A 14,697-nucleotide genomic window follows, 5' to 3' on the forward strand; every position below is an offset into this window, starting at 1 on the left:
CCAGGGACACACGGATTAACAGTCCGTTGCTCTACCGACTGAGCTATCGGGGAATCGGTATGGGGCGTATAATAGTGACCCCCGACGGATTAGTCAAGAAAAACCGTATAAATTTATCGACCAAAGCGAACCCAATGGCTAAAAATTTTCTGCTTGGGCTGGCCATCACTGGCGGCATTGTGGCTTCTGCGCCACTGATTTTTCCCTACAGCCTGTTCAAAACCGACATTGAATCAAAGCTTTCGGCGCTCACCAACACCAAAGCCAGTATCAGTGAGATCAGTTTTCATTACAGCCCGAAACCTGAGTTTCATCTGCAAAATGTCATCCTCGATCAGGCGGAAATCGCCCAGATTGGCACCATTGCGGTTCCGGTCACCTTCAATAATCTACTCAACTGGCAAAGTAATTTGCGCGATGTGCGCCTAGAGCGCGCCAATTTTTCGCGCACTTTCGCGCTTGAGCTGCCTAAACGGCTGCAACCGCAGGGGGCCGAAGGCCTGCGCATCGCCAAGGTCGATCTACTACAAACCACCGTGCAGTTAGATAAACAGCAGGTTGGGCCGGTGGATGGCATGTTGCGCTTTAAAGCAGATGGTCGGATTGACGACCTGGTCGTCACCACCGCCGATGGCTTGGCCGAGCTACAAGTGCAGCCGGCCGATGGCGAACAATTTAAAGTGCAATTTAATGCCAAAGGCTGGACCCTGCCGCTGGGTCACCCGGTGAAGTTTGAATACTTAAAACTGATTGGCCTCGCCAACGCCCAAGGGATTGATATTGCCGACATCCGTGCGGATCTCTACAACGGACTCGTCACCGGTAATGCCAAGTTAGATTGGAGCAATGGCTGGCAACTGGCTGGGCAACTCTTTGGTAAGAATATTCAGGCTGAACCACTGATTCAGGTTTTTAGCCCGATTACCCGCAGCAGCGGCCGCCTGAATGCCGAGGCCAACTTCCGCTATCAGGGCAGCGGCTATAGCGATCTATTCAAAACACCGCAGATTAATGCCCGCTTTGTGCTGGTAGATGGGATGCTAAGTAATTTTGATCTGGTCACCCCGCTGAAAAGCCAGAGCCCAACCGTGCAAAGCCGTGGCGGCCAAACCAACTTTAATACCCTTTCGGGCAATCTGGCCGTAAATGGCAGCGCCGTGCGCCTCAGTGGCGTCACCCTTGATGCGGGCAAATTCCGCTCGCGCGGCGAAATTCTGATCCGCGATGGCAAATTGGCCGGCAATGTAGCCTCGCAATTGGCCGCTGGCGCAATTACCGTGAGCAATCAGCTGCAGGTGAGCGGCGCACTGGGCGCGCCGGAGCTACGCAGTGGTGGTGCCTACCGCCCCGGCACAGTGGTGCCCAATAATGGTGAAAGCAAACCTGCAAGCGAATCTGCCAGCGACATCCAGTAAGCCTCAGCGACGCCCCGTTCGCCGGGGCGTGTTAATATCCGCCATCATCCCCATGTATATATCTTTGACTGCTTACCCACAGGATTGACCCATGACCTGGTATGCCACTTTGGGCGCCCTCTGCGCGGCCGACCAACCTCATGTCATTACTACATTTGGCGATGCCAATGCCGAATTGCAGGCTTATCAGCAAGGCTGCACCATCACGCCGCTAAGCCATTTTGGCTTAATCCGCTTTCAGGGCGAAGAAACCCAGCCCTTCCTGCAAGGGCAACTCTCTAGCGATATCCGCGCCCTGCCGGCAGGTGGCATACAGTATTCCAGCTACTCCACCCCCAAGGGCCGCATGCAAGCCACATTTATGGTGATCCGCCACGGCGATGAGTATTTGCTGCAGCTGGATCAGGCTATTTTGCCCGCACTGCAAAAACGCCTGTCGATGTTTATTCTGCGCAGCAAAACCAAAGCCAGCACGGCGGAAGAACTGGGCCAGATTGGCGTTGCCGGCCCGCATGCGCAAGCGATTTTGAGCGGCCTGTTTGGCACCTTGCCGGCCACTTTTAGCAGTGCGATGCATGGCGATGTGCAGCTGATTGCACTAGAAAACCAGCGTTACCAGCTCTTGGCGCCAGCCAGCGCGCTACCCGCGCTGTGGGAGCAATTGCGCGCCGCCGGCGCCACGCCAGCCGGCACTGCAGTCTGGACGCTCAGCGAAATTCAGGCCGGGGTACCGTGGGTCACTGCCGCCACACAGGAAGAATTCGTGCCACAAATGGCCAATCTGGAATTGATTGGCGGCATCAGCTTTACCAAAGGCTGCTACCCAGGCCAAGAAATCGTGGCCCGCACACAATATCTGGGCAAACTCAAACGCCGCATGTTCCGCATGCAAGTGGACTGCGACAGCGCCACCGCCGGGATGGATGTATTTAGTAGCGAGATGAACGGGCAAGCCAGCGGCAAGATTTTGCTGGCTGCGCCAAGTCCAACAGGCGGGATGGAAGTACTGGTAGTGGCGCAGATTGCCAGCCTGGAACACGGCCTGCATCTGGGCGCCGTGGACGGCCCAGCGCTGCACAACTTACCCCTACCCTATGCCATGAATTGATTTTTAAGCTTATAATCGCCCGATTGTTGATTACGAGGACAATGCCCAATGGGTTTTCTCGCAAATAAAAAGATTCTGATCACTGGTCTGCTGTCTGATCGCTCGATCGCTTATGGCGTGGCGCAAGCCTGCCACCGCGAAGGCGCTGAGCTGGCCTTCACCTATGTCAGCGAAGACCTGAAAGACCGCGTCGCTAAACTCGCCGCCGATTTCAACAGCACCATCGTACTGCCCTGTGATGTGGGTAGCGATGAGCAAATCGAGCAACTGTTTGTCGATCTGGCCAAACACTGGCCAAGCTTTGATGGCTTGGTGCACTCGATTGGTTTTGCCCCACGCGAAGCGCTGAAAGGCGATTACCTCGATGCCGTGACCCGCGAAAACTTCAAAATCGCCCATGACATCAGCTCATACAGCTTTGCCGCGCTGGCCAAAGCCGCGCGCCCACTGCTGAATGAAAAATCGTCACTGGTGACCATGTCGTATCTGGGCGCCGAGCGCGCCATTCCGAACTACAACGTGATGGGTTTGGCCAAGGCTAGCCTGGAAGCCAATGTGCGCTACATGGCTGCCGCACTGGGTAGCAGCAAAGAAATCCGCGTGAATGCGGTTTCAGCGGGCCCAATCAAAACACTGGCCGCCGCGGGTATTTCTAATTTTGGCAAACTGCTGAAAGGCGCCGCCGAAGCGACTCCATTCAAGCGCAATGTCACGCAAGAAGAAGTGGGCAATGTCACCGCCTTCCTGCTGTCGGATCTGTGTTCAGGCATGACCGGTGAAGTGCTGCACGTGGATGTTGGCTTTAGTATTGGCGCCGGCGCCCTGGCGGCCGCTGACTAAATCAGCTCATCACCCGCTGTTCGCGTTAAAAAGCCCGCCAATTTGGCGGGCTTTTTCTTGCGCTCGCACGGCGCTAGAAACTAGCCACCTGCAGGTATAAGCCCAAAGCCTTGCTAATCCGCTCACTGCTAGCCATACCCTGAGTGGGTATATTGGCCACCGTGCTCGCTACGCCGAGACTCCGCCCACTGCCGCCGGTTAGCAATAGCCCATCATCCAGCCAGGAATTCGCCAGCAGCTGTCGCGCCGCCAGGGAGATCTCGGTGCGGGCACTTGGGCCAGCGCTCAGCGCCCCCGGCGGAATGGCCTGGACTGTATCGAGCTGGCTAATGCGGCTCAGCAAGCGCAGCTGGCCGGCGCTTAAACTTGGCGTTTTGGCCGCATCTTCACTGCGGTTGGGCGCAGCACCGGCACGCGCGGCGCTGCCAAGCGTCGCGGAGGCAGATATACTAGAGCCAGTGCTTGCAATCAGCGCCATTGCTCACTCCTGCACCGCCGGCCCCGGCCGGCACCGCTGATTTCATTGTACGCTTTTCTCTTTATTGAACAATGGGTTAAATGATGTGCCAGCTGCTGGGCATGAATTGCAATACGCCAACCGATATTGTGTTTTCGTTTGAAGGCTTTCGCCGCCGCGGCGGCTTAACCGACGAGCATTCGGATGGCTGGGGCATTGCCTTTTTTGAAGGCGATGGCTGCCGCTTATTTTTGGACTATTTGCCCTCCAGCAGCAGCCCGGTGGCCGATCTGGTGCGCGCCTATCCGATCAAGAGCAAAAACGTCATTGCCCATATTCGTAAAGCCACGCAGGGCGAGATCAACCTCACCAACACCCACCCATTCGGGCGCGAGCTGTGGGGGCAAAACTGGATTTTTGCCCATAACGGCAATCTCACCCACATTCCGGCGCCAGTGTCATCGCGGTTTATGCCGATTGGCAGCACCGATAGCGAGCAGGCATTTTGCTGGCTGATGAACGAGCTGGCGCAGCGCTTTGCCAGCTGCCCGCCGGCCGAGGTGTTGTACGCCACCTTGCAGGAGTTAAGCGCGCAGCTGGCCGCCGGCGGCACGTTTAATTACCTGCTTTCCAATGGCAAAACGCTGTTTGCCCATTGCAGCACCAAGCTGCACTTTCTAATCCGGCAGGCGCCATTTACCCGTGCGCATTTGTGCGATACCGATATGGCGGTGGATTTTTCTTTGGAAACCAGCCCGAATGATCGGGTGGCCATGATCGCCACCGAGCCGCTGACTGACAATGAGCAATGGTATGCGCTGCAGAATGGTGATTTACTGATGTTTGTCGAAGGGCAGATCGCATACCCTAACGGGTATCAGCCCACACCTCGCACTCATGATAGCGCCGCGAGCAATACCCCCACAGCCTGCTAAGCGCCTTTAGCCGGTGTATTGATGCAGTGCGATCAGCGCGAAAACGCGATCATCAAAATACTCGCCTTGCTCATCCAGCTGCCGCAAAATCGGCGCCAACCGCTCTAGCGGCAGCTGCTGGTGCGAAAAGCGGTCGCGGGCTTTTTTCAAGCTTTGCGCCCGCGACACCAGCTGGGCGCGGCGCGTTTCCATTTCTTTATGTTCGCGCCGATGCCCACCCACCGACAGATTCAGCCACAGCAAGAGCGGCACCGCGAACCACCACAACTCCATCAGCAGCGTCACAATCGCGCCCAGCGCCAGCAGCAAATACCAAACCTGATCAATGTGCTCAAGCTCGGGAAACAGTACCGACGCCGTTGGCCAGCGCCGCTTGAGCATACTGCGAATGCGCGCATCATCGGTGGCATCATGCTTTTTATGCGCCAGCGCCGCATCCAGCGCCAAGCTTAAATACCATTGAGTAATCACCCGGCAATGCAGCCACGGCTGATCCAGATATTGCTGCATTTTCTCGTGCAGCTGATCGCGAAACGCCGGGCTCGACAGCGGTGGAATACTGTCGTCATAGGGGGTTTTGATGGTGTGCTGCACCAAGAGCGGATAGCCCGCGATGTCGATCAATTGATTACGCCGTTGCGCCAAGACATCGGTGGGCAGATTAAGATCAGGATCATCCAGGCGCAGATAATGCTGAATCAGCTGATCCAGCGGCTCGAATGGCGGGTGTGTACCCGGATGCGTGCGCATCTCTTTGCGAATGCGCTCTACTTCGGCCAAAATCGCGCGGCCACTAGCCTCTGCCTCCGGCACCCAGGGCATGCGCACCAGCGATTCAACCTTGTACAAAGGTTCGTCGAAATGCTGGTAATAGGCCTCGAAATACATCGACATGGCCTTATCATCGCGATCAGTCTCACCCGACAACAAAGGCTTGGTCGGTGGCGAGCGGCGCAGATCAATGGCAATCCGGTTCGCTAGGGTTTCCAGCTCGGGCGCCACGCCCGCGCGTGCAAAGACCGGATCAAGCTCATGCCGCTTGCTCCGCCATTCTTCCAGCGTTTTCCAGATGCTCCAATCCGCCACAAGGCCCTCCTGTTGAGCGCCTATTCTACCGTGCAGGCTGCTAAAGCGGGAACGGATTACGGAGGGTGTGGTGTGAAGCGCCGCCGCCAATGCCAACGGCCGGCATACTAGCCGGCCGCGGGTAGGACAAACGCATGGAGTGGCTTATTTCTTTTTGCCCTTATGCGGCGCAATAGCCGCCTCGATCCGCTCGCACAAATGGCGCAATACGGCCAGGCGGGCATGGTATTTATTATTGGCGCCAATCACTTCCCACGGAGCGAGCGCCGTGCCGGTGCGCTCGATCAAATCGCTGCCCGCTTCGATATAGGCATCCCATTTTTCGCGATTGCGCCAGTCTTCGGCGGTGATTTTGAAGCGCTTGTATTCAATCGCTTCGCGCTCTTTGAAGCGCCGCAGCTGCTCTTCATTACTGATCGCCAGCCAGAACTTCACCACAATGACATTGGCGGCGCTGATCTGCGCTTCAAAATCATTAATCTCGCCATAGGCACGCATCCAGTCGGCGCGGCTGGCAAAGCCTTCAATCCGCTCGACCAACACCCGGCCATACCAAGAGCGATCAAACAGCGTGATCTGCCCGTGCGGCGGTAAATGCCGCCAAAAGCGCCACAGATAGGGCTGCGCGCGTTCTTCTTCGGTGGGCGCGGCAATCGGTATCGTGCGGTACTGCCGCGCATCCAGCGCAGCGGTAATCCGGCGAATGGCGCCGCCTTTACCAGCCGCGTCCATCCCCTCAAAGACGCATACTACCGAATGCTTGGCAAAAGCCGGCTCGCGCGTCAGCCGATAGAGCCGCCCCTGCAGAGCTTCCAGCTCTTCGGTGTAGCGCGCTTTATCCAGATCGCTATCGAGCGCAATTTTATCCAGCAAGCGCACACCATCAATCGATGGCATCAGCGGCGCGGCATCCACCCGTTTTTGCCGTACTGATTCGCGCTCCATATGATGCTGAATGGCCTGCAAAATATGCGTACCGACCGTGATGTCACGGTAGCGCTCATCCGAGCTTTCGATCACCCGCCATGGCGCATCGGCCAGATTCGTGCGCTGGAGTAAATCCTGTTGCGAGCGCATGATGGCTTCGTAATGCTCTAAAAACCATTGATCGCTTTCATCTACCCGCCAGGCGGTGCGCTCATCGCCACTGAGCTTCTTCAGGCGTTTTTTTAGCTGCTCTTGCGGCAGATGCAGCCAGAATTTCAGCACCAGCGCGCCTTCATCGGCCAGCATTTTTTCTAGCCGGACGATTTTGAGTAATTCGTGCTCATATTCGGCCGAGCCTGGTTGCAGATGCAGCTCATTCCACATCGGGCCGCTATACCAGCCACCAAATAAAATCGCCATCTGCCCTTTTGGCGGCAACACGCGCCAATAGCGCCAGAATGGCGGGCGAGCTTGCTCTTCGTCGGTCGGAGGGCCAAAGGCATGCGTGGCAATATGCCGTGGGTCCATCCATTCGAGTAGCAAATTGGCCACCTGCCCGCGCCCCGCCGTGGGCACACCACCAAGCAGAATAATCACCGGAAAATCGCCGCGCTCTTTGAGCTGAAACTGGATGGTGAGCAACTGCTGGCGCAATTGATCGGCGGCTTGTTTGTATTGTTCTTTATCGAGTTTGTGCCCGAGTTCGGCTGCGGCAAACATGCAGATTCCTTGTGTAAAGCCCTGTCCGCGGTTTAGGTTTGCTCGCCGAGGAAGCGGCTGATATTGATACCCCATTTTTCCGGGTTTTCGTGGCCGACGATTTTATCCGCCCCGCCCTTGCCCATCGGCCGCGCCAGATCCACCAGCACCGGCTGAATGTAGGTATTCGATTTCAAACTAAAAAACACCTTCACCTTGGGCTGCAGCATGGAGGCTTCATTCTGCTCAATCACCACGCCCAGCCGGCTCGATTCCAGCTTCACCAGCGTCCCAACCGGATAAATCCCCACGGTGCGCATAAAGGCCTGCACCAGCTCAGGGTTGAAATGAAATTTGCTCCATTCCCATAACTTACGCAAGCCTTCCGGTGCCGGCATGCCCTTGTGGTAACAACGATCGGAGGTAATTGCGTCATAGACATCCACCACAGCCGCCATTTGCGCCATCCGGCTGATCTGATCACCCGGTAGTTTGTGCGGGTAGCCCGTACCATCGATGCGCTCGTGGTGATGCAGGGTAATTTCGAGCGGGATTTCTTCCATGCCCGGGATGTCTTTCAAGATTAACCAGCCCTCTTCGGGGTGGGTGCGCATAATGGCGAATTCTTCGTCGGTTAAGCGCCCGGGCTTATTTAAAATTTCATTCGGCACTTTCATTTTGCCGGTGTCGTGCAATAGGCCGCCCGTACCTGCCAGGCGGATCATTTCCCGATCCATACCCAGCGATTGGGCAAAAGTCACCAGCAAGGTGCAGACGCTCACCGAGTGCAAAAAAGTGTATTCGTCTTTGTCTTTAATCCCGCCCAGCCCCACCAGCGCGCCACTATTACGCAGTACCGATTCGGTGATGTCTTCCACCACCTGCGCCACGCCTTCAAGCTCGATGGCTTTACCAAGGCGAATATCGCGCATCACGGTTTTGACGGCGTTAGTGGCCTGATTGTGGATTTTGCGCGCGCGGGTGAGCTCTTCGGCGAATGAGACTTTAATAATCGGCGGTGGCTCTTCGGCTAATTTGAGCAGCTGGGCGTCCAGCTCGGAGTTCACTTCTTCTACCGTGGGTGCATCGGCCAGATCCAGACCACGCTCGGTATCGATATACACTTCGCGCACGCCGGTGGCCATGATCTGGGCGATCACATTGTCATCGGCCACGGCAAATTGATTGCGAACAAAGGGGTGATTCATCCAGTCGACGTTCAGATCATGAATGAACATGCCGACTTTCAGGGCATCCGAAGGGATTTTTTTGATCATCTCGACTCACCTGCGACTATGCCTGCAGTGTAGGCTAGCCCGCGCCGCCTTGCCGCGCTTTTCCACCTGCCGTTAAGCTTTAATATGGGTATACACACCAGTGTATTTATCCGTAATGCATACACATGAATACCCCGTGACGGTATTAATTAACCCAGCAAAGATGACATCAAGCTGTCAAAGTTGGCTTATAGTATCTGCCTACATTCTCACCCAAGGAGTTGGCACATGAGTTTATTCGACAGTCTGGCCGGGCAGTTTTTGCAAGGCGAACAAGGCGCTGCGCTGCAATCGTTGCTGGAGTCGCACGGTGGCGTTAGTGGTCTGGTAGAGAAATTCCAATCTGGCGGCCTGGGCGAGATCGCCCAATCGTGGATCGCCAGCGGGGAAAACTTGCCGATCAGCAGCGAGCAAATCCAAGCCGTGCTAGGCAATGAAACTGTCGCCAATCTGGCCAGCAAACTGGGCGTGGACCCAGAACAAGCCGCCGGCACCATCAGCAATCTGCTGCCGCAACTGGTGGATCAGCTCACCCCGAACGGCCAGCTGCCGGCCGGCAATGATTTGCTCAATGCCGGGTTGGATATGCTGAAAGGCAAGCTTTTTGGCTAATCCAGGCAGGGTATAAGCTTGTAGCGCTTAAAACCATTTGCATTAAAGGCAATACCCCAATAAAAAACGGCCCAAGCGGGCCGTTTTTTATTGGCTACAGATCAGCCTTAGAAGTACAAGGTGATCGGGCCTTTGGCGATCCACTCCACCCAGCCACGCGCCACCGGCAGGCCACTAATCACCGGGAAATACGCGATAAACAGCAGCGTTGCCACCGCCACCGTCGCCCATGGCAGCCACTTGGCCCAGGCTTGCTGCGGGAAATCCAGCTGCAGTCGCTGCAGCCACCACACCAGTGCCAGAATAATAAACGGCACACTGGCAAAGAAGTGATAGATAAACACCAGTTTGCGCGGAATCAGCGCCCACGGCAGAAATTGCGTCAGCCCCGCGGCGAGGATAAAACCCAGCGCCAAGAGCTGACCTTGGCTCAGCGCAAAGCGGCGGGCAAAACCAGCGTGGCTGGCATAGGCCAGTCGCCATACCAGCGCCAGCACAAAGGCCAGCGAGCCCAGATACCAAGTCACTGGATTACCAAAGGCGCTGATGCTGGACACTTTCAGCGGCCCCGTCCATTCGCTGCCGCCGTAGTACCACATCGGCTTCACCATGGTTGGCCATTCGTACCAGAACGAGCTGAACGGATGCGTGGCTTTCAGCTGGCTATGGTATTGATACATGCCGGTCTGGTTAGCCAGCATGCCGGCAATGCCTTCCCCGGTGGCTTTCATCAGCGGGATATACGCCAGCGTATACACAATGGCCGGCACCACAATAAAGGCCACCAGCGAATACAGCACCATCTGCTGCACCCAGCTGGCGTAATTGCGTTGCCCCGGTAGCGTTGGCGGCAGCTCTTTAGCCACTTGCCATTGCCGCCACAGATTCCACACATACAGGCCAGCCAGCCCCACGCCGTGGTACAGCACAATCCACTTGCTGGCTGCGCCCAAACCAAAGGTGAAACCACACAAGAACAGCGCTTTTAGATCCGACTGCCAGTTGTGCGCTGCCGGCTGATGCTGCATCAAGCGCAACATCCAGTAGCTGCTAAGCAAGATAAAGAACACGCCGTAGGTATCAATGGTGGCGATGCGGGTTTGCGTGAAGTGCATAAAATCCACCGCCAGCAAGGCTGTGGCCAGCAGCGCGAAGTTTTCGCTGCGGAACAAGCGGCGCGACAAGCCAAAAAACACCGGCAGCATCGCAATCCCAAACAGAGTACCCATCACGCGGAACCCAAATGGATTCATCCCGAAAATCGCCACGCCAATGGCGATGATGATTTTGCCCAGCGGCGGGTGGGTGTTTTCGCTGGCATTGATGTTTTGCAAAATCTCCCACGCGCTGCGGGCGTGATAGACCTCGTCAAAATACATGCCATTGAGGGCCGTGGAGATCGCCACGGTTTTGTCTTGCTCATCAATCAGCGCCACCGCGTCACTTGGGCCGCTAATCTGCTTGAGCGGTAGCTGCACTTTCTGCTGATCGCGCACGGCAATCTCATTAAGCTGCAAAGCACCGGTGCTGAGGCCAATTTTCAGATAGCGCGCCGGCAGATTGATATCCAGATTGCGCCAGCGCAATTCAGCAAAGCGGTTGCTCACGATAATGCCGGGGCTCGCGACCCAGTTTTGCCCATCGGCCGACCATTGCAGCGCATATTCGCCTTCACCCAAACCATGGTGATACTGCAACTGCCCTACGGATGCCAATTGGCCCAAGTCAAACACCGCCCAATCGCTGGCCGCCGGCGGATTCCAGAATTGTTGTGGCGCTTGCCGGTTGCCCAGATAGGTAAAGGCCGCCACGCTATAGGCCAGACAAATGCCCAACAGCGCCAGCCACGCCCGACGGCTAACCGGGGCCAAAGGCGGATCCAGCGGCACGCTGACCGCTTGCGGCGTATCGAGCGCCGCAGTTGCAGCGGCGGCGGGCTCGACTGCCGCTGGCGCGGCCAGCACATTCACTTGCTGCCGGAAAAACAGCGCATAACCCACGCGGAAGGTCTGCACCAGCAAGGCTACATTGGCCAGCGAGCACAGCAACATAAAGACATTGTCATTCGGCACGCCGGTGCTGTTAAAGCGCACCAGAATATCCAGCGTTACCAGCGTATTCACAAAGGTGGTTAAGCTCGCGCCCAGCGCCAGCCAGAACACGCGCCGATCACGAATCACCATAAACGCGGTCAAGCCAATAAAGGCGGCCGGGTACAGATAGCGCTCGTGCATCTTCGGCCCGAGCACAAAAAACAGCAGGTAAATCGCAAACGCACCAAACAGATAGCGGCCTTCGCCCTTGCCTTTCACCACGCCATACAGCACGGCAGCCAGCGCTGAGAGCGTCAGCAGCCAAGCCCACAGCCCAACCCGAACTCCCAGGAATAAGGTGTCGTTCGGCAACCAGTTGCCATTAAAAATCGCATACAGATTAAAGGCATTGACGGTCAGATAGTCGTAGCTGGCCAGCGTGCCGCCATACAGGCTAAAAATCCACAGCGGTGGACGCGAAATCGTAAACGGTAGCGACAACACAATAAAGGTTGCCACGGCCACGCCCACGGCTTTGAGCTGCAGAGGCACATCACGCACTAGCAGCAAACCGATCAGTGCAATCGGCCCCACCAACAAGGCTTGCGGCTTAAACAGCACCGCCACGGCATACAGCGCGGCGGCCAGCAAAATTCGCCGGCGCTCCAGCATCAGCAGCGAAGCGGCCAAAATCAGCGTGAAGATACTATCCACCTGCCCCCAGAAGGCCGAGGTCACAATCGCCAGCGGATTGAGCAACCACAACAGGGCGGCCACCAGGGCCAGCGGCTGCACTTGTTCATCTTTGCGCCCGACGTACAGCAAAAATAGCGCCCCGGCCACATCTGCCAGCATGGAGGGCATTTTCAGCAGCGTGAGAAACGCCGGCGTGTCGTAGCCGAACGAGAACCAGTTGGCCAGCGCCCCTACCCCGCCCAGCACAGTGATATAGCCGGGAGGATAATCGGCAAAATAGCCTGGCCGGTAAAAGCCGCTAAAGCCGCGCTGGTACATATCAAAGGCCCAGGCGCTGAAAGTGCCAATATCATATGAATGCCCGCGGTAACTGCCAGCCCAATACGCTTTGATAAGCACCACCGCGGCAATCAGCAATAAAGCCGGGGCCAATTTCACCGCCGGCCAGCGGCCTTGCACCGGCTGGCCAAAACGCGTTTGCAGGCGATTGCGCTGCTGCAGCAAATACCATGCCCCCACCAGGTATAGTGCAATAACGATCATCATGATTGCGTTTGCAGACAATACCCCACCCGAACTCGCAGTCGGCGCCGCCGCGGCAGGTGCAGCGGGGGGTGGGGTCATGCTGATGACTTTGGCCCCTTCACCAGGCGTGCCTTCGCTCATGCTGATGTCATCAAACCAGGCCGTACCCGTGGTCAGGCTGCCATAAAAACCGAGCCGCAGCGCCAACTTGATCTCTTTTTGCTCGGGGCCGGATTTGGCCCACACTTCTACCGCGCGCCAGTCTTGATCGCCCTTCAGATCGGGCGAATGATCCATCGCATCGACAATACTCAGGTTGGCTCCGACCACGGCATCGGCCGGCACCCCTTCGGTTTTGATCTTGGCGCTAATGCGGTACCAGGTGTCGGGTTTCACCGGCACGGTTTGCACCAGCTTGCCGTCATCGGCCTGCGGCAGACTGATTTTCAGTGCCGCTTTGCCGCTAACAAACACGCTTTCATCACGGCTGGCGGTGCTTTTAGGCTCGCCCTGCGTCCAGTGATCGAAAGTCCAGCCGGCCGCACCACCCGAAGGGCTGCTGTCTTCGGCACTGGCGTTTTTCAGTAATTCGCCACTGGCCCAAACGGGCGCGCCGAGCAAGACACACAGGCACAGCAGCCAGAACTGGCAAATCCATTGTTTGCACCCGGTGGTGCGCAAGCTGGGCAGCGACATAGCAAAAACTCGATCAAAACAGGGTTTGGGCAAGGCTGCACTATAACGGGTCTGTTTCCTTACGACTAGCGCCGATCCGCGGCCCTCGCAGTCCATTCATCTGCCTCAGTAGTGCAAATCACACTGCGGTTTTCTTACAAATCCAGCCACTACAAGCCCTGCCGCGATTGCTGCAAAGCAGCATTACATTTTGAATATCAGCAAGCGCTAAAGCGTTTATTTATCAAGCTTTGTGGCGTATTCGCATCATCCATTTTGCATAGCAATACCATTTATCGAGAGACACCCCACAAAGCCGCCGCCGCGGGGTTTTCAAGCTGGGCGGCATGATGTAAGGTTGAGCCAAAATGGCTTGTACCTAAACCAGCCAACACTACAAAAACACCGCCGCCTGCGCCCATCGGCCAGCCCTGCGGATGGAGGATGGAAAATGCAGCAACTGCTCTCGGTGGTTATTCCTTGCTACAACGAGGAAGAAGTAATTGGGGAAACCCTGCGCCGCTTGGCGCAATTTCGCCAAACCGTCAGCGATATGGCGGTGGAGTTTATTTTTGTCGATGACGGCAGCAAAGATCGCACCCGCGAATTACTGACCGCCGCGCAACAAGCCAATCCAGAAATCCGCGTCGTTGGGTTTGCGCGCAATTTCGGCCACCAAACGGCCGTCACCGCCGGGATTGACGCCGCCAGCGGCGATGCCGTGGTGCTGATTGACGCCGATCTGCAAGACCCACCCGAAGTGATCAGCGAAATGATCGCGCTGTGGCGCACCGGTTATCACGTGGTGTATGGCACTCGCGTCGATCGCCCGGGCGAATCGGCATTTAAGCTGATTACCGCGCGCGCCTTTTACCGCGTCCTCAATCGCCTATCCGACGTGCCGATTCCACTGGATACCGGTGATTTCCGCCTGATGGATCGCAAAGTGGTGGATGTACTCAAAGCCATGCCCGAGCGCGACCGCTTTATTCGCGGCATGGTGAGCTGGGTGGGTTTCAAGCAAGTGGCGCTACCCTACCGCCGCGCCGAGCGCTTTGCCGGCGAGAGCAAATATCCGCTGCGCAAAATGGTGCGCTTTGCCACCGACGGGATTATGTCGTTCTCGACCAAGCCGCTGCGGCTGGCGGTGACACTGGGCTTGATTTCATCGTTCTTTGCGCTGGTGGGCATTATCAATACTCTGATCGTGCGCTTAACGACCAGCAACTGGGTAGCCGGTTGGGCCGAGATTATGGTGGCGATTCTGTTCTTGGGCGGGGTGCAGCTGCTGTGCATCGGTATTCTGGGTGAATACGTGGGCCGCACTTACAACGAGATCAAACGTCGGCCACTGTATATCGTGCAAGACCGTCTGGGCTTTCCCGAGCAGGAATAAGCCCCTTTCTACCCAG

Annotated in this window: 11 protein-coding genes; 6 read left to right on the plus strand and 5 right to left on the minus strand. The window is 56.7% G+C overall.

All coding sequences use genetic code 11. The features are described 5' to 3' along the window. Positions 1 to 134: 134 nt before the first annotated feature. From QV747_RS09585 to QV747_RS09595, 3 genes are all read left to right on the plus strand, one after another. Positions 135 to 1,415: an AsmA family protein gene (locus QV747_RS09585; RefSeq protein ID WP_028449948.1), complete on the plus strand. Its 1,281-nt coding sequence runs from the start codon at positions 135 to 137 to the stop codon at positions 1,413 to 1,415. Positions 1,416 to 1,506: 91 nt separating this feature from the next. Beyond that, positions 1,507 to 2,523: a folate-binding protein YgfZ gene (locus QV747_RS09590; protein ID WP_273429920.1), complete on the plus strand. Its 1,017-nt coding sequence runs from the start codon at positions 1,507 to 1,509 to the stop codon at positions 2,521 to 2,523. 48 nt (positions 2,524 to 2,571) lie between these two features. Then, entirely contained in the window at positions 2,572 to 3,363 is a 792-nt protein-coding gene (locus QV747_RS09595; RefSeq protein WP_028449950.1) for an enoyl-ACP reductase, read from the plus strand. A gap of 73 nt (positions 3,364 to 3,436) precedes the next feature. On the opposite strand, the gene QV747_RS09600 is transcribed toward QV747_RS09595, so the two are convergent. Further along, positions 3,437 to 3,841 (minus strand): hypothetical protein, encoded by a 405-nt coding sequence (locus QV747_RS09600; protein WP_273429918.1) that lies wholly within the window; start codon positions 3,839 to 3,841, stop codon positions 3,437 to 3,439. A gap of 80 nt (positions 3,842 to 3,921) precedes the next feature. On the opposite strand from QV747_RS09600, the gene QV747_RS09605 reads away from it, so the two are divergent. Beyond that, positions 3,922 to 4,755, plus strand: coding sequence for a class II glutamine amidotransferase (locus QV747_RS09605; protein ID WP_308445259.1), 834 nt, complete (start codon positions 3,922 to 3,924; stop codon positions 4,753 to 4,755). Positions 4,756 to 4,761: 6 nt separating this feature from the next. Here the strand turns inward: QV747_RS09605 and QV747_RS09610 are convergent, their stop codons facing one another. From QV747_RS09610 to QV747_RS09620, 3 genes are all read right to left on the minus strand, one after another. Next, complete coding sequence (locus QV747_RS09610; protein WP_028449952.1) at positions 4,762 to 5,841, minus strand: hypothetical protein; 1,080 nt, start codon at positions 5,839 to 5,841, stop codon at positions 4,762 to 4,764. 144 nt (positions 5,842 to 5,985) lie between these two features. Then, positions 5,986 to 7,488 carry a polyphosphate:AMP phosphotransferase gene (gene pap / locus QV747_RS09615; protein WP_047392524.1) on the minus strand — a complete coding sequence of 501 codons (1,503 nt, stop codon included), beginning with the start codon at positions 7,486 to 7,488 and terminating at the stop codon, positions 5,986 to 5,988. 32 nt (positions 7,489 to 7,520) lie between these two features. Then, complete coding sequence (locus tag QV747_RS09620; RefSeq protein ID WP_273429914.1) at positions 7,521 to 8,744, minus strand: HD-GYP domain-containing protein; 1,224 nt, start codon at positions 8,742 to 8,744, stop codon at positions 7,521 to 7,523. Positions 8,745 to 8,972: 228 nt separating this feature from the next. Here QV747_RS09620 and QV747_RS09625 point away from each other — a divergent pair, with 228 nt between their 5' ends. Further along, the gene (locus tag QV747_RS09625; protein ID WP_028449955.1) at positions 8,973 to 9,356 is read left to right on the plus strand and encodes a YidB family protein; all 384 of its coding nucleotides are present in this window, start codon (positions 8,973 to 8,975) and stop codon (positions 9,354 to 9,356) included. A 107-nt stretch (positions 9,357 to 9,463) separates the two neighbouring features. Here the strand turns inward: QV747_RS09625 and QV747_RS09630 are convergent, their stop codons facing one another. Continuing rightward, positions 9,464 to 13,306, minus strand: a complete 3,843-nt coding sequence (locus tag QV747_RS09630; protein ID WP_273429912.1) for a phospholipid carrier-dependent glycosyltransferase — start codon at positions 13,304 to 13,306, stop codon at positions 9,464 to 9,466. A 430-nt stretch (positions 13,307 to 13,736) separates the two neighbouring features. Here QV747_RS09630 and QV747_RS09635 point away from each other — a divergent pair, with 430 nt between their 5' ends. Further along, the gene (locus QV747_RS09635; RefSeq protein WP_273429911.1) at positions 13,737 to 14,681 is read left to right on the plus strand and encodes a glycosyltransferase family 2 protein; all 945 of its coding nucleotides are present in this window, start codon (positions 13,737 to 13,739) and stop codon (positions 14,679 to 14,681) included. Positions 14,682 to 14,697 lie beyond the last annotated feature (16 nt).

The sequence above is a fragment of the uncultured Chitinibacter sp. genome (genome assembly GCF_945957625.1).
Taxonomy (GTDB): Bacteria; Pseudomonadota; Gammaproteobacteria; order Burkholderiales; family Chitinibacteraceae; genus Chitinibacter; species Chitinibacter tainanensis.

Coding starts and splice junctions, on each gene's coding strand:
- QV747_RS09625 (WP_028449955.1), top strand. CDS start 8,973: ATGAGTTTATTCGACAGTCTGGCCGGGCAGTTTTTGCAAGGCGAACAA.
- QV747_RS09595 (WP_028449950.1), top strand. CDS start 2,572: ATGGGTTTTCTCGCAAATAAAAAGATTCTGATCACTGGTCTGCTGTCT.
- QV747_RS09585 (WP_028449948.1), top strand. CDS start 135: ATGGCTAAAAATTTTCTGCTTGGGCTGGCCATCACTGGCGGCATTGTG.
- QV747_RS09600 (WP_273429918.1), bottom strand. CDS start 3,841: ATGGCGCTGATTGCAAGCACTGGCTCTAGTATATCTGCCTCCGCGACG.
- QV747_RS09620 (WP_273429914.1), bottom strand. CDS start 8,744: ATGATCAAAAAAATCCCTTCGGATGCCCTGAAAGTCGGCATGTTCATT.
- QV747_RS09630 (WP_273429912.1), bottom strand. CDS start 13,306: ATGTCGCTGCCCAGCTTGCGCACCACCGGGTGCAAACAATGGATTTGC.
- QV747_RS09605 (WP_308445259.1), top strand. CDS start 3,922: ATGATGTGCCAGCTGCTGGGCATGAATTGCAATACGCCAACCGATATT.
- QV747_RS09635 (WP_273429911.1), top strand. CDS start 13,737: ATGCAGCAACTGCTCTCGGTGGTTATTCCTTGCTACAACGAGGAAGAA.
- pap (WP_047392524.1), bottom strand. CDS start 7,488: ATGTTTGCCGCAGCCGAACTCGGGCACAAACTCGATAAAGAACAATAC.
- QV747_RS09590 (WP_273429920.1), top strand. CDS start 1,507: ATGACCTGGTATGCCACTTTGGGCGCCCTCTGCGCGGCCGACCAACCT.